Origin of the sequence: Pseudomonas sp. ATCC 43928, from assembly GCF_005938665.2 — a bacterium.
Classification (GTDB): Bacteria; Pseudomonadota; Gammaproteobacteria; order Pseudomonadales; family Pseudomonadaceae; genus Aquipseudomonas.
Genome location: NZ_CP041753.1, coordinates 4,405,419 through 4,419,967, shown reverse-complemented (window position 1 = coordinate 4,419,967; position 14,549 = coordinate 4,405,419). Strand labels below are relative to the sequence as shown.

Sequence of the window (14,549 nt, the reverse complement as noted above, 5' to 3'; positions counted from 1 at the left end):
ATCAGAACTTCAGTGTCTGCTTGAGCATCTGCGCCGCCGGTGTGTCACTCGGGCTGACCATCGCGTAGTTGTACCCGGCATCCGACCAATACTCGGCCTGCAGTTCGCCGTCGCTGCGGCTGCCGCGGGGCAGGAGGAAGTTTTTCGGTCCCGGCGGACGGACGTAAAAGCTGACTTTGTGGCCGCCCTGATCTTCGTAGACCACCATCGCTGCCGGCCCTTGTTCGGTACTGAGCAAACGGCCGCTGACCGGTTTGTAGCCTGCCCCCGCCAAGTTCGGCAGGCGATGGGCCTGGCTGAAATAGCGGTCGAGCCAGCCTTGCATATCGCCATCGTCGCTGACTTGGTAATCCGCCGGCAGCATGCCTTGCTGAGCAATCAGTCGGTAGGCCTGCATCGCATCGGCCATCGGCAGTGGGGGGCTGACCAGAGTCATCTCCCGCGCGTGCCAACCGCCCAATCCGCCGACGCTGACCGCAATCAACAACATCGCGGCACTGGCCAGATGACGGCGAGACTGGCGTTTGAGGCGCTGGCGAATCAGCGCCGGGTCAAGTTGCGGGTTGGCCGGTTGCTGCAAGGCGCCGCTCAGGGCTGCGCGCAATTGCTGGGCGTCTTGCTGCCAGGCGCGTACTTGTGCGGCCACTTCGGCGTTGCCGGCCAGATAAATTTCCACTTGATGTCGGTCGGCATCGCTGAGTTGGTGATCGACGTAGGCGTGCAGGTCACGCTCGTTGGGAGGCAGGCTGATCATTTGAGTCTCCGCAGGGAAGGGCGGGTGATTTCGCCGTCACTGAGCTGGCGCAAGGCCTGACGCGCGCGGGACAGGCGTGACATCACGGTGCCGATGGGGACGTCGAGAATCTCGGCGACCTCCTTGTAACTCATGCCTTCGACCGACACCCAGAGCAGCAGTGCGCGCTGTTCGGTGCTGAGCTGATCGAAGGCTTGCAGGGTCGATTGGGCGATTACCGTGCGTTCTACCGAAGGCTGCGCATCGTCGCGCCCGGTAAAGAATTCGAGCATCCGCGCATACCGCCGGGAGCGGCGGTGGGCGTCGAGAAACTGCCGATAAAGAATCGAAAACAGCCAGGCCCGCAGGTCGCCCTCCGGACGTTTAGCGCTCCAATTCGACAGCGCTCGTTCCAGGCTTGCCTGCACCAGATCGTCGGCGCTGCTGGGGTTGCGCGTCAGCGATACGGCGAAGCGCCGCAGCCTGGGAATGATTTCACGCAATTGTCCGTCGATGTTGTTCATGGAAATGGCGTGTTCTCTGGCTGTGATGAATGGCACTGACAAGAAGGACGCCGGCCACTGTGGTTTATTCCTTCGTCGGGGAAAACCATTACTTATTTGTGTAGGAGATTTCTGAGGGGTTTGTAATCCATGTAATGGCATCGAACTTCGCGGCTCAACCCATGCAGCAAGCTCAGGCAGTCAGCCCAGCCTCTCACCAGGCTGCGCAGAACCACCCGTGCTTGAACGTAAATATTGAGCCTGAAGAGAATTTTTAACATGCAAGAGTGCAAAATTTCCCTTGAGTCGGCATCGATGTGTTCGCTGCTTCCGGACAACAACACCCATGAGGTGTGGCCGCAGTTCGGTCGTGGGCCGACGGTTGAGCCTGAGTATCTTCTGATCCATCACGCCATCGAGGCGCAAGCCGCCGCCAGACCTCAGGACATTGCCGCCCATTGTGAGGGCGAAGCCATCACCTACGGTGAACTGAACCGGCAGGCCAACCGACTGGCCACGCTGTTGCGTCAGCAGGGCGTCGCCCCGGGCGATCACGTGGCCTTGTTTGTGGAGCGTTCGATCCCGATGCTGGCGGGAATGTTGGCCGCATTGAAAGTGGGTGCTGCCTACATCCCTCAGCACGTAGGGATTACTCCCACCGCGCAATTGCGCCACATCATGGACGTGGCCTCGACGCGGGTGGTGCTGACACTGTCGAGCCTCGAGTCGCGAATTCCCCTGACGTCGCAGCAACACTGCATTTGCCTCGATGAGTTCATGGAGGTTGCGTCAACACCCGCTGATGACCTGAATGTGGCCTGTTCGCTGTCATCGACCCCGGACCGGTTGTGTTTCGTGCTGTTTACCTCCGGCACCACCGGCCTGCCCAATGGGGTTCGGGTGACCCACCGCAATGTGTGCAATATTTTGCTGACAGCCCCTGGCAATCTCGGCATGCGGCCTGGGCTCAAGGTCGGACAGATACTTAACATCGCCTTTGACATGGCGGCCTGGGAAATACTCGGGTGTCTGGCTCATGGTGCGACCTTGATGATCCGTGGCAAGGACATCGCCCAGACGGCCGAACAATGCGACGTGCTGATCGCTACACCTTCGATACTCGGCACACTCGATCCATTGCGTTGTCAGCAAGTCAAGGTCGTGGCCCTTGCCGGGGAGCCTTGCCCTCAGCCCCTGGCTGATCGCTGGTCCTCGTTCTGCACTTTTTACAATGCCTGCGGCCCGACCGAAACCACGATCGTCAACACCATGCAGCATTACAGGGGCGCAGGTGCATTGACGATCGGCAAACCCACGCCCAACAACACGGTGTACGTGCTGGATGAGGCGGGCCAGCTCTGTCAGGTGGGTGAGCAAGGTGAGATGTGGGCTGGCGGCGACTGTGTGACCGCCGGTTATTTGAGTAACCCGACGCTGACCGCCGAACGCTATCGGCCCGATCCGTTTCTGGGGCAGGGCCGGATGATGTTTCGCACACGTGATCTGGGGCGCTGGACAGCAAACGGCGAACTTGAACACCTGGGGCGTGTCGATGATCAGGTCAAGGTCAGAGGGTTTCGGGTGGAGCTCGACTCTGTTTCTGCGGCTCTGGAGTCATCTGATCGCTGCGAGCGAGCGGTCACGTTGAAACTCGACAGTCGCCATCTGGTGGCCTTCGTCTATCCCGTTACCACGGACATCGATGATGCAAGACGGCGCTGTGAAGAGCGGCTTGCCTACTATTGCGTCCCTTCGCTGATCCTCGCTGTGGAGCACATTCCGCTGACCTCACGCGGCAAGGTCGACAAACGCTTGCTGCTGGAGTGGGCGATGACGCACCAGGCCGACGCGACGACCCGGCAAGGGGTGGGCGCATGAAGGGGGGGAATCCGGATACCGCGCTGCCGGTCAAGCGCGTGCTGTGGCGGCGATTGGGGACGTTGCCGATATTCTCGCATTACAACCGCCTAGTAGCGCTGGTGCTTGCACTCAATATCGCGGCACTGGCGCATGGGTTGACCGCCGGGCAGTGGTGGACATCCACGGGGATAGTCCTTGAGGCGCTGTCGGGATTGGTGGTGGCGAATCTGTCGCTGGCGATTTTGATTCGCCAGCAATACATCATCAATCTGCTGTTCTGGCTGGCAACCCGGGCGCCCACTTCCTGGCCGCTTGCGATACGCCGCTCACTGGCCAAGGTTTACCACTTTGGCGGCTTGCACAGTGGCGGGGCGCTGGCGGCGATTGGCTGGTTCGCGGTGTTGATCGGCTCCCTGGCCTGGCATTGGACTGAAAGCTTGGGCGGCGTTTCCCTGGCGCTGCTCGGGGTGAGCACCGGGTTGCTGGGGATCTTGCTGCTGGTGGCCGTCATGGCTCACCCGCGGATTCGCGGGCGTTTTCACAACGGCTTCGAGCGAATGCACCGCTTTGGTGGGTGGAGCGCACTTGCCCTGTTCTGGGTATGGAGCGTTCTGTTTACCCGGGACCAGAACCCGCAGGCCTCCGTGAGCGAGGCGCTGTCGACGTCGGTGGCATTCTGGATGCTGATTGTGCTGACGTTCAGCATCGCCTTGCCATGGTTTCGTCTGCGCAAAGTGCCGGTGCAACTGATCAGGCCTTCTTCTCATGCGGTAATAGCCCGTTTTGACCATGTCACGCCGTTTGCCGGCTCCTCCAACGCCATCAGTCTCAACCCTCTGATGGAGTGGCATTCCTTTGCCAATATTCCCGCACCGGGTGAAGCGGGTTTTCGCCTGATCATTTCCCGGGCAGGTGATTGGACCGGCGAGTTCATCGAGCAAATGCCGACGCATGTCTGGGTCAAAGGCATTACCACCGCTGGCGTGGCGCACATCGAAACCCTGTTCAAATCGGTGGTGTACATCGCCACGGGCAGCGGCATCGGCCCGGTGTTGCCCCATTTGTTGGCCAGGCAAGTACCGATACGGCTGGTCTGGTCGACCCGCAGCCCGCGAAAAACCTACGGTGACGAACTGGTGGAAGAGATCCTGCGGGCCAATCCTGATGCCTTGATCTGGGACACCGATGTGCTCGGCAAGCCAGACCTTGTGCAACTGGCTTATGACGCGGTTCGCTCGTTCGGTGCCGAGGCGGTGATCTGCATTTCGAACCAGACGCTCACCCAGCGAGTGGTTGAGGAAATGGAAGGGCGGGGCATTCCGGCGTATGGCGCAATCTGGGATTCCTGAAGTGTGCCAAGAGCGTTTTTCATTCAAACATTTCACATCTATTTAATGAGATCACCATGCACACATTGATCGAACGTCATGATCGAGTCGTATTGATTCGTCTTAATCGCCCGCAGGCCAGGAATGCTTTGAGTTCGGCCCTGATGCGCGAACTGCTGGACACCTTGCAACGGTTGGACCGTGACCCCGGAGTCGGCTGTTTCGTGATCACCGGGACAGCGGATTTTTTTGCGGCTGGCGCCGACATCAAGGAGATGTACGAAAAATCTTACCTGGACATGGTCCATGAGGATTATTTCGCCGATTGGGAAGCCTTTGCCGCGTTGCGTACGCCCAAGCTGGCCGCTGTTGCCGGTTATGCATACGGTGGCGGCTGTGAGTTGGCCATGATGTGCGATCTGATCTTTGCTGCCGATAACGCTCGTTTTGGACAACCGGAAATCAGGTTGGGGGTGATGCCTGGAATGGGCGGGACCCAACGTCTCACGCGCCTGATCGGCAAGTCGAAGGCAATGGACATGATTTTGACCGGACGCTCGATGTCGGCCGAAGAGGCCGAGCGGGCAGGATTGGTGTCGCGGGTCATCGTTGCCAGCGATCTGCTGGAGCAATCCTTGGCCGCAGCGCAGATCATTGCCGGTTTCGCCAAAACCGCCACACTCGCTGCGCGCGAGTCAGTGGACCGGGCGCTGGAGTCAGGGCTGCGTGAGGGCCTTCTTTTTGAGCGAAGAGTGTTTCATGGTTTGTTTGCCACGCAGGGGCAACAGGAAGGTATGCAGGCTTTTTTGCAGAAGCGTGAGCCGAGTTTTAACCCGGTTTGACCAACCTTGAGGATTCGTCGCTAGCGGTGCTTTGAAAGAAACTACAGTTCAGGGGGAATAATCCTACGTGACGTTCGTCTCATAGCTCTTTCCCCCTGTGGCCTATGGCCCCGGAGACTTTCATGGTTGATCGCTCATCTACAACAGGGCCGTCTCGGCCGCCCCTGAGCACCGCGAGCCTGACGTTGCGCCTGACCGGCATTGCCGTGGTGGTCGCCGCGCTGGCCGGGGCTTTTGCCTACGTCAACGGCACACTCGACCCACAGCGCCTGACGCCGAAAGCGTTGATCAATGTGCTGGAGAAAAACAACGGCGTGCACCCGGGGTTCCGTCGTAACCACGCCAAAGGGGTGTGCGTTATCGGGCATTTCGAGAGTAGCGGCCAGGTGCGCGAGTATTCCAGCGCCCAAGTGTTCAATGAAGCGCGGACCCCGGTGGTCGGGCGTTTCGCGCTGCCTGCCGGCAACCCTTACGCACCGGACAACAGCGTGCCGATCCGCAGCCTGGCGTTGCGCTTTACCCAGGCCAACGGTCAGCAGTGGCGCACCGGGATGAACAGCATGCCGGTGTTCCCGGTGGGCACGCCCGAGGCGTTCTATCAGCTGCAACAGGCGCAGTCACCGGACCCGGCCACCGGCAAACCGAATCCTGCGGCAGTGCCGGCGTTCTTCGGTTCTCACCCGGAAGCCGCGCCTTTTCTTGCCTGGATCAAGACTGCCAAACCTTCTGCCAGTTATGCGACCGAGACGTATAACAGCGTCAATGCGTTTTACCTGGTGAACGCAGCGGGGCAGCGGCAAGCGGTGCGTTGGAGCATGACCCCGGTTGCTCAGGATGCGGCGGGCGCGACGGCACCGGAGGGCGCTGACTTTCTGGAGAAGGATCTGGTTCAGCGTTTGTCCGCCGGACCGCTGCGTTGGCAGTTGAACATCACCCTGGCGAACCCGGGGGACCCGGTCAACGACGCGAGCAAGGCCTGGCCCGGCGACCGAAAAGTTGTGAACGCCGGCACTCTGGTGCTCGAAAGCACCCAGCCACAACTCAATGGCGAGTGCCGTGACATCAACTACGACCCACTGGTATTGCCCAGCGGTATCGAAGGCTCCGACGATCCGCTGCTCGCCGCTCGTTCAGCGGGCTATGCCAATTCCTATCTGCGTCGCACCAGCGAAGTGAATCAGTTGCCTAACGCCAAGCAGGAGGCTCATCAATGAGCGCTCAACCGAACCATTTCGCTCCCTTGGCGCGGCTACTGCATTGGCTGATGGCGCTGATGATCATCGCGATGCTATTCATCGGCGCCGGCATGGTGGCCTCGGTGTCCGAGCGTCACGAGTGGCTGATCCACCTGCACAAACCGTTGGGCATCGCCATTCTGCTGTTGGTGGTCGTGCGTCTGGCCGTGCGTTTTTCGACCCGGCAACCACCGCTGCCGGCGGACTTGCCGGGTTGGCAAGTGCTCGCGGCGAAGGCTTCGCATGTCTTGCTGTACGCCTTGATGCTGATTTTGCCGCTGCTGGGCTGGGCGATGATATCGGCGGCTGGCGATCCGGTGATGCTCAGCAGCTCGTTGCAACTGCCGTCGATCCTGCCGGCGAATGCGCAGGTGTTTGCCTTCCTGCGCAAGGCACATAGGTATCTGGCGTATCTATTGTTCCTGACCGTGCTGCTGCACCTGGCGGCGGCGTTGTTTCACGGTTGGGTGCGCCGCGATGAGGTGCTGGACAGCATGTTGCGGGGCAGGGACCGTGGGTGAGTCGGGGGACTGCCGATAACTGTGGCGAGGGGGGCTTGCCCCCGTGGGGCTGCAACGCAGCCCCAAATGCGGTTGGTCAGACGCTCCTGCGTCTGACCGATTTACGACTGCTGCGCAGCCGAGCGGGAGCAAGCTCCCTCGCCACAGGTGTTGGGTGTTTTGGTGGCCAGCGTCAGCCACCAATAGATCAACGCTACGGCGTTGATGCCCGCACCCAGCCAGCACACCGCAATCCAGCCGCCCCAGGCATACATCGCCGTCGAACCAATAGAGCCCAAGGCGCTGCCGATCGAATAGAACAGCATGTAGCCGGCGGTGAGTCGGCTTTGCGCTTCGGGGCGCACGCTGTAGATCATGCTCTGGCTGGTGACATGAACGGCCTGCAAACCCAGATCCAGCGTAATCACCCCGAGCAGCAGCGCCCACAGCGAGGATTGAGTGAGGGCGATGGGCAGCCATGAGGCGAGCATCAGCAACAACGACAGTCCGCTGGTCCATTGACCCAGGCCACGATCGGCCAGATGCCCGGCGCGAGCAGCGGCCAGTGCGCCGGCAGCCCCGGCCAGCCCGAACAGTCCGATTTCGGTGTGGGACAGTGAAAGCGGCGGGGCGCTCAACGGCAATACCAAAGGGGTCCACAGCACCATGGCGCTGGCGAACGTCAGCAGGGCAAGGATGGCCCGTTGACGCAACACCGGTTCTTCCTTGAACAACGTGAAGACTGAGCCGATCAACGCGCCGTAAGCGCTATCCGGTCGCGCGTCTTCGCGCCTGGGCAGCACACGAAACAACAGCAGCGCCATCACCAGGGTCAACCCGGCGGACAGCAGATAAATCGAACGCCAACCAGCCAGGTCGGCCATGCCGCCGGCCACCGTTCGTGCCAACAGAATGCCGACGACAATGCCGCTGGTGATCACGCCTACCACACGTCCACGTTGCGCCGGGATGGCCAGCGTCGCGGCGTAGGCCACCAGGACTTGCGTCACGACCGCCAGTAATCCGGTCAGCGCCATGCCGAGCAACAGCCAGGTGCTGCTCGGGGCTAACGCAATCATCAACAAGGCCAGTGCCGACAGCAGGGTTTGCAAGACGATCAATCGGCGGCGGTTGAGCAGATCCCCCAGAGGGACCAGCAACAACAGGCCCACGCCATAACCGATCTGAGTGAGGGTGATGACGATACCGATGGTTGCCGGGTCCATGGCGAAGGCTTCGGCCATGGCATCGAGCAATGGTTGTGCGTAATACACATTGCCGACGGCCAGGCCGCAGGCGACGGCAAACAGCAGCACCACGGCGCCGCTTAACGGGTGGTCAGGTTTCATCACAGGCTTCCTTGTGTGGTTGCAATATAAAACCAGTTGTACGGTAAGGAGTCTGGTTTTATATTGCAACCACATTGGTTGCCGGCGGACGCGGTCATGGTTAAACGTACAAGCATGGAAGGCGCCGAATGCCCGGTCGCCCGTTCACTGGATGCGATTGGGGATTGGTGGTCGCTATTGATCGTGCGCGATGCGTTCGATGGCCTGCGACGCTTCGGTGAGTTCCAGCGCAATCTGGGCATGGCCAAGAACATTCTTTCGGCACGCCTGCGCACATTAGTGGCCCACGGGATTTTCGATCTGGTGCCGGCGTCGGATGGCAGCGCGTATCAGGAATATGTGCTGACGGAGAAGGGCCAAGGCTTGTTCCCGTTAATCATCGGGTTGCGGCAGTGGGGCGAGGCATTTTTCTATGAGGCGGGGGAGGCGCATTCGCAGGTTGTCGATCGTGAGAACGGTCGACCGGTGCGACCGCTGGAATTGCGCGCCGAGGATGGGCGGCTGTTGGGGCCCCAGGATTGTGTGCGTATCCCGGCTGAGTAAAACATCAAAAAATCGCAGCCTTGCAGGAGCTGCGAAGGCTGCGATCTTTTGTCCAAGGGTGATCAGCGCAAGGTATCGACCATGTCGGCAATGGTCGTCAGCACATCCTTGCCCAACTGTTTCGAACGCTTGCCAGACCAGCCAGTCAGCGCATTCGGCGCGTCGTTGTTGTCCTTGAAGGGCATTTCAATGGTAAAGGACAGGCAGTCGAACTTCTGACCGACGCTGTTGCAGGCCAGGGTCATGTTGGCTTTGCCCGGTTCGTCGCGGGTGTAGCCGTGTTTGGTCTGAAAGTCCTTGGTCAGGTGCTTCAGATGGCTGCGGAAGCGCTCTTCGAGTTTTTCGATCCGCGGTGTATAGCCGGGGTTGCCTTCGCAACCGGCGGTGAACACGTAGGGAATTTCTTCATCGCCATGGATGTCGAGGAACAGGTCGACGCCGTATTTTTCCATTTGCTGCTGAACGAACAGCACTTCCGGGCTGATTTCCTGGCTGGCGTTCTGCCAGGCGCGATTCAGGTCCTGGCCCATGGCATTGGTGCGCAAATGACCGTGGAAGGCGCCGTCCGGGTTCATGTTCGGCACCAGGTACAGGTCGGCGCTGGCCAGGAGCTTATTCAGCACCGGGTCGTCGTGTTTTTCCAGGCGTTCGATCACGCCTTCCATGAACCATTCGGCCATGTGTTCGCCGGGGTGTTGCTGGGCGATGATCCAGACCTTTCGCTGACCTTCGGCGCCAGTCCCTTTGCGCAACAGCTGGATGTCACGACCCTCAACGCTCTTGCCGGTGGCCAACAGTTCGGTGCCGGCCTTGGTCAGTGCCTGTTCGATCAGCCAGTCGTGACGGCCACGGCTGTAGGGTTCGAAGTAGGCGAACCAGGCATGGGTGGCAGTGGCTTCAAGGCTGAAACGCAGGCAGTCGCCTTCGAAGATGGTCGGCACCCGGAACCAGTTGACGTGGTCGTAGGACGCCACCGCCTGATAACCATCCCAGGCCTTGTTGTATGAGGATTTGCTGGCGTTGTTCAGACGAAACCAATGCTCCTGACCCACATGCAGGCCGCTGGCCTTGAAATGGAACCACTGGAAATGCTGGCTGCGAGTGTCTGGCCTGATGGCCAGCAATGCTTGCAGAGGATTGCTGATGTCCAGCACATCAATGTTGCCGCTGTCGAAGTTAGCGCTGATGTCGAAAGAAGATTTAGCCCCGGCCATAATCATTTCCTGAATACGATTTTTATGGCTGCTACTTTACACGCAAGAGGGGGAGAAACCGGGGGGAAATTACGGGGGGGTAAAAGGGGGGGCGTCCTCCTTGACGCCGATGCAGCTTAGAGACTGCGCAATTGATTCTCAAGTGCTATTTTTCGTTAGTTTGGCCCAGTGCTGCCGGGCTTCTCTTGGCAGTAGATATTCTTTTGATATCATCCGCGCCAATCGAATTTTGCAGCACCTACAGACTTCATTAGCCTGAAGCCAAAGCCAGCCTGACTGGCAAAAAAAAGACCCGGCAAAAAGCCGGGTCAAAAACCGTGATTAGCCTGATGAGGAGATAGTCCAGGAGTCCGACCTAAGGTCTCTTGGCCTATCGACTGATCTCGCGACCAGTTGATGCAATAATAATCATTATCATTTGCAAGTCAAATGTTTCTACCTGCGCGATTGGAAAAATTTTCCTGTCCTCCTCCAATGCGCTCCCGCCTCAATTGTTCTGATTGCCCTCCAGGGCCCGTTCGACCATCGCCTTGGCCATGTCGATCATGTGCACCGTCGAAAACGCCAGATCCCGGCTTGCGCCCTGCAGTTGGTTGGCTGACTCATGCGCGGTGGCAACGGCGCACCGCAGCAGATCCGAAGCATGGACCAGCGCCTCTTCGCTGCTGATGTTACGGTTCACATCAAAGAAACGTTCTTCGCTGGCTACTTCTGACACAGCTGGTTTCAAGTAATAGTCCAGTGCGCGCTGCGCCGCGGCAGAGCCTTTTGGCGAGGTGAGGCTGGTGTCGATTTGCATATCGGGCAAGGTATTGCTGGGGATGGTCATGGCGATGGCGAGCTCCGTGAAAGAATCAAATCCGTGAGCCCAGCTTAGTACTTACTGTATTTGTTTCTTTAATTTAAATACTACAATTTGTGTTTTGATGGTCGGAGTACCCCACGTATCGTGCCGCACATGGATAAATGGATCGAATTGGTCAAGGCCAAAATGAGTGAACTCAAAGTCACTCAAGAAATACTCGCCGAGCGCATCGGGATGTCCCAGGGTGGCGTCGGCCACTGGCTCAATAAACGTCGTCAGCCCGGCATCGCAGAGATGAATCGCGTCTTGCGGGCGCTCGGCATGGACTATCTGGAAGTGGCGATGGTGATCAGGGAGCCGCTGCCCTCAGAGGATGAGGAGATCTCCCTGGCGCAAAAGTACAACCCGTACTTTCGCTACCCGGTCAGTGACTGGCGGGAAACCGGGGAGGTGCGCGACGGCGAGCTATCGACCTACGGTACTTCGCTGGCTGTCAGCAAGCCACGTTTCGAGCTGTCCGATTACCACGCACAGGGCGCGGCGTTCTGGCTGGTGGTGGTCGGCGATGCGATGACCGCCCCTACGGGAGCGAGCATTGCCGAGGGCATGCTGATTCTGGTCGACCCGGCGATCGTGCCGGAGCCTGGCAAACTGGTGATCGCCCAATGGCCCGGCAGCGCCGAGGCGGTCTTTCGCAAACTGATCGAAGAGGGCGGGCAGCGTTACCTGGTCCCGCTCAATCCAACGTATCCGAAAGCCCTTTACACCGAGGAATGCCGAATCATCGGCGTGGTGGTTCAGGCAACTGCCAAATTCTAATCGGATCGGTCCTCGCAACGCGTAGGACCGATCTTCATTTCACGCTTGCTCCAACTCCACCAACGCACTGCCTTCGCTGACCATTTCGCCTTCCTGGCAATACAACGCCTTGATTACCCCGGTGTGGGGCGCGCGAATGCTGTGCTCCATCTTCATCGCTTCCAGCACCACCAGTTGCGCCCCGGCTTCGACCGTTTGCCCGGCCTCCACCAACACCCGCACGATGCTGCCGTTCATGGGCGCGGTAAGCCCGCCTTGATGGCTGTGACTGGCTTCGACGGCGCCGATCGGGTCATACGACTCGATGCGGCGCAGCTCGCCGTCCCATTGCAGATACAGCGCATCGCCACGGCGGATGGCCCGGTGCTGGCGGCGCAAACCGCTGTGCTCGGTCAGCAGATATTCACCCTTGAGCCGTGCGGTATGCGCGTCGGCATCGCCCAGGGTCAGCGCCCGGTCTTGCCCTTCGCAACTCAAATGCAGGGTGATTTCTGTCGGCAACCCGGCACGGAAACCATTGTTGAAGGCCCACGGCGAACTCGGATCATCGGCGCGCAAAACAGCCGGCTGACTTTGCGCAAACGCCTGGGCCGCCGCTTGCCAGAACTCATCACTGAGCGGCGAAGGTGCTGGCAGCAGTTGTTCCTGATAACGCGGAATGAACCCGGTATCCAGTTCGGCGGCGGCAAACGCCGGGTGGCCGATGATCCGGTGCAGGAAGTTGATGTTGGTTTTCAGCCCGCCAATGGCAAACTCCTCGAGCATGCTCAGCAATCGCAGCCGCGCCTGTTCACGGTCTTCGCCCCAGGCAATCAGCTTGCCAAGCATCGGGTCGTAGAAGGGCGAAATCTCATCGCCTTCTTCGACGCCGCTGTCTACGCGACGCCCCGGCCCTTCGGCGGATTCGCGGTACAACGCCAGGCGCCCGGTGGCCGGCAGAAAATCGTTGCCCGGATCTTCGGCATACAACCGTACTTCGATCGCATGGCCGATCAGCGGCACCTGATCCTGTGTCATCGGTAGCGCTTCGCCGCGGGCTACACGAATCTGCCAGGCCACCAGGTCGAGGCCGGTAATGGCCTCGGTCACCGGGTGTTCGACTTGCAGGCGCGTGTTCATTTCCATGAAGAAGAACTCACCGCGCGCATCCAGCAAAAACTCCACGGTGCCGGCGCCCACATAGCCGATCGCTTGAGCCGAACGTACGGCGGCTTCGCCCATGGCCCGACGCAATTGCGGGGTCAGGCCTGGAGCGGGTGCTTCTTCGACGACTTTCTGATGCCGACGCTGAATCGAGCAGTCACGCTCGTTGAGGTACAGACAGTTGCCGTGCTGGTCGGCGAATACCTGGATTTCCACATGACGTGGCTTGAGCAGGTATTTCTCGACCAACATCCGCGAATCGCCGAACGACGATTGTGCTTCACGCTGCGCCGAGGCCAGGGCTTCGGCCAGTTGGTTGACGTCCTCGACCACTTTCATGCCTTTGCCGCCGCCGCCCGCCGTGGCCTTGAGTAACACCGGATAACCGATGCGTTCGCAGGCATCGCGGAAGGTGTCGAGGTCTTGGGCTTCGCCGTGATAGCCGGGCACCAGCGGCACACCGGCGGTTTCCATCAAGGCTTTGGCCGCGGACTTGCTGCCCATGGCGTCGATGGCCGAGGCGGGCGGGCCGAGGAAGATCAGGCCAGCCGCCTCGATCGCCCGGGCGAACCCGGCGTTTTCCGAGAGAAAACCATAACCGGGATGAATCGCCTGAGCACCGCTGGCTTTCGCGGCGGCGATCAGTTTGTCGATTTGCAGGTAACTGTCGGCGGCTTTGCTGCCGCCCAGGTCGACGCGGATATCCGCTTCGCGGCTGTGCCGGGCGTCACGGTCGGTGGCGCTGTGCACGGCCACAGTGGTCAGGCCCAGAGCCTTGGCGGTGCGCATCACCCGGCAGGCGATTTCGCCACGGTTGGCCACCAGCAGGGTGGTGAGAACAGGTGCGCTCATCAACGCGGCTCCTTGAGGGTGATTTCGGCTTGCCAGGTGGGCGAACGTTTTTGCAGGAAGGCGCGCAGGCCTTCCTGGCCTTCCGGGCTGACGCGAATTCGGGCGATGGCATTCTCGGTGTAGCGGCGCAGCGCCGGAGTCAGCGCGCCGTTGCCGACTTCACGCAGCAGATCCTTGCTGGCGCGCATGGCTGCCGGGCTGTTGAGCAGTAGATTGTCGATCCACTGATCGACTTTCTGCTCCAGCTCAGCCATCGGATAGCTCTCTGACAACAGGCCGATTTCCCGAGCCCGTTGCCCGCCGAAACGTTCGGCAGTCAAGGCATAACGCCGCGCCGCACGTTCGCCGATGGCTTGCACCACGAACGGGCTGATGACCGCTGGCGCCAGGCCGATGCGCACTTCCGACAGGCAGAACTGCGCGTCGTCGGCGCCAATCGCCATGTCGCAGCAACTGATCAGGCCCAGTGCGCCGCCAAACGCCGCGCCTTGCACCACGGCCAGCGTCGGGACTTTGAGTTTGGCGAGGTTGTACATCAACTCCGCCAGTTCCCGGGCGTCATCAAGGTTGGTGTGGTAATCGAGTTCGGCCGATTGCTGCATCCAGGCCAGATCGGCACCGGCGCTGAAATGCTTGCCGCGCCCACGGATCAGCAGAAAACGCAGGCTGGCATCGCTCGACACTTTATCCAGCGCGAGGATCAGTTCGCGGATCATTTCGGCGTTGAACGCGTTGTTCTTTTCTTCTCGGCTGAGCCACAGGGTGGCAAAACCACGGGGATCGGTCTGCAGCTCGAGGGTGTTGAAGTCGCTCATGGTTTTCT

Annotated in this window: 14 protein-coding genes; 7 read left to right on the top strand and 7 right to left on the bottom strand. The window is 60.1% G+C overall.

The window, feature by feature from the left end; all coding sequences use genetic code 11:
- Nucleotide 1: 1 nt before the first annotated feature.
- Together FFH90_RS20205 and FFH90_RS20200 are read right to left on the bottom strand one after the other, a co-directional pair.
- The gene (locus FFH90_RS20205) at nucleotides 2-754 is read right to left on the bottom strand and encodes an anti-sigma factor (protein WP_018925446.1); all 753 of its coding nucleotides are present in this window, start codon (nucleotides 752-754) and stop codon (nucleotides 2-4) included.
- The gene (locus tag FFH90_RS20200) at nucleotides 751-1,257 is read right to left on the bottom strand and encodes an RNA polymerase sigma factor (protein WP_064618864.1); all 507 of its coding nucleotides are present in this window, start codon (nucleotides 1,255-1,257) and stop codon (nucleotides 751-753) included. The genes FFH90_RS20205 and FFH90_RS20200 overlap by 4 nt, the downstream gene beginning before the upstream one ends.
- A 294-nt stretch (nucleotides 1,258-1,551) precedes the next feature.
- On the opposite strand from FFH90_RS20200, the gene FFH90_RS20195 reads away from it, so the two are divergent.
- The 5 genes from FFH90_RS20195 (at nucleotide 1,552) to FFH90_RS20175 (ending at nucleotide 7,022) form a co-directional block, all read left to right on the top strand.
- The gene (locus tag FFH90_RS20195) at nucleotides 1,552-3,114 is read left to right on the top strand and encodes an amino acid adenylation domain-containing protein (RefSeq protein WP_138867931.1); all 1,563 of its coding nucleotides are present in this window, start codon (nucleotides 1,552-1,554) and stop codon (nucleotides 3,112-3,114) included.
- A complete protein-coding gene (locus tag FFH90_RS20190; protein WP_138867930.1) occupies nucleotides 3,111-4,445 on the top strand; it encodes a hypothetical protein in 1,335 nt (444 codons plus the stop codon). Before FFH90_RS20195 ends, FFH90_RS20190 begins: the two co-directional genes overlap by 4 nt.
- Before the next feature lie 56 nt (nucleotides 4,446-4,501).
- Nucleotides 4,502-5,266 carry an enoyl-CoA hydratase-related protein gene (locus FFH90_RS20185; RefSeq protein WP_138867929.1) on the top strand — a complete coding sequence of 255 codons (765 nt, stop codon included), beginning with the start codon at nucleotides 4,502-4,504 and terminating at the stop codon, nucleotides 5,264-5,266.
- Between the two features lie 122 nt (nucleotides 5,267-5,388).
- A complete protein-coding gene (locus FFH90_RS20180) occupies nucleotides 5,389-6,480 on the top strand; it encodes a catalase family peroxidase (RefSeq protein WP_064618855.1) in 1,092 nt (363 codons plus the stop codon).
- Nucleotides 6,477-7,022 (top strand): cytochrome b, encoded by a 546-nt coding sequence (locus FFH90_RS20175; RefSeq protein WP_018925452.1) that lies wholly within the window; start codon nucleotides 6,477-6,479, stop codon nucleotides 7,020-7,022. The genes FFH90_RS20180 and FFH90_RS20175 overlap by 4 nt, the downstream gene beginning before the upstream one ends.
- A gap of 101 nt (nucleotides 7,023-7,123) precedes the next feature.
- Here the strand turns inward: FFH90_RS20175 and FFH90_RS20170 are convergent, their stop codons facing one another.
- Nucleotides 7,124-8,350, bottom strand: coding sequence for an MFS transporter (locus FFH90_RS20170; RefSeq protein WP_138867928.1), 1,227 nt, complete (start codon nucleotides 8,348-8,350; stop codon nucleotides 7,124-7,126).
- A gap of 96 nt (nucleotides 8,351-8,446) precedes the next feature.
- Between FFH90_RS20170 and FFH90_RS20165 the strand changes: the two genes are divergently transcribed.
- The gene (locus FFH90_RS20165) at nucleotides 8,447-8,893 is read left to right on the top strand and encodes a helix-turn-helix domain-containing protein (protein WP_026286359.1); all 447 of its coding nucleotides are present in this window, start codon (nucleotides 8,447-8,449) and stop codon (nucleotides 8,891-8,893) included.
- A gap of 62 nt (nucleotides 8,894-8,955) precedes the next feature.
- On the opposite strand, the gene FFH90_RS20160 is transcribed toward FFH90_RS20165, so the two are convergent.
- Together FFH90_RS20160 and FFH90_RS20155 are read right to left on the bottom strand one after the other, a co-directional pair.
- The gene (locus FFH90_RS20160) at nucleotides 8,956-10,107 is read right to left on the bottom strand and encodes a M14-type cytosolic carboxypeptidase (RefSeq protein ID WP_028941233.1); all 1,152 of its coding nucleotides are present in this window, start codon (nucleotides 10,105-10,107) and stop codon (nucleotides 8,956-8,958) included.
- A gap of 487 nt (nucleotides 10,108-10,594) precedes the next feature.
- Nucleotides 10,595-10,936 (bottom strand): DUF6124 family protein, encoded by a 342-nt coding sequence (locus FFH90_RS20155; protein WP_018925456.1) that lies wholly within the window; start codon nucleotides 10,934-10,936, stop codon nucleotides 10,595-10,597.
- Nucleotides 10,937-11,065: 129 nt separating this feature from the next.
- Here FFH90_RS20155 and FFH90_RS20150 point away from each other — a divergent pair, with 129 nt between their 5' ends.
- Complete coding sequence (locus FFH90_RS20150) at nucleotides 11,066-11,731, top strand: LexA family transcriptional regulator (RefSeq protein WP_018925457.1); 666 nt, start codon at nucleotides 11,066-11,068, stop codon at nucleotides 11,729-11,731.
- A 39-nt stretch (nucleotides 11,732-11,770) separates the two neighbouring features.
- Here FFH90_RS20150 and FFH90_RS20145 read toward each other — a convergent pair whose 3' ends face one another.
- Nucleotides 11,771-13,726, bottom strand: coding sequence for an acetyl/propionyl/methylcrotonyl-CoA carboxylase subunit alpha (locus tag FFH90_RS20145; protein ID WP_138867927.1), 1,956 nt, complete (start codon nucleotides 13,724-13,726; stop codon nucleotides 11,771-11,773).
- Nucleotides 13,726-14,541 (bottom strand): gamma-carboxygeranoyl-CoA hydratase, encoded by an 816-nt coding sequence (locus tag FFH90_RS20140; protein WP_007940935.1) that lies wholly within the window; start codon nucleotides 14,539-14,541, stop codon nucleotides 13,726-13,728. Before FFH90_RS20140 ends, FFH90_RS20145 begins: the two co-directional genes overlap by 1 nt.
- Between the last annotated feature and the right edge of the window lie 8 nt (nucleotides 14,542-14,549).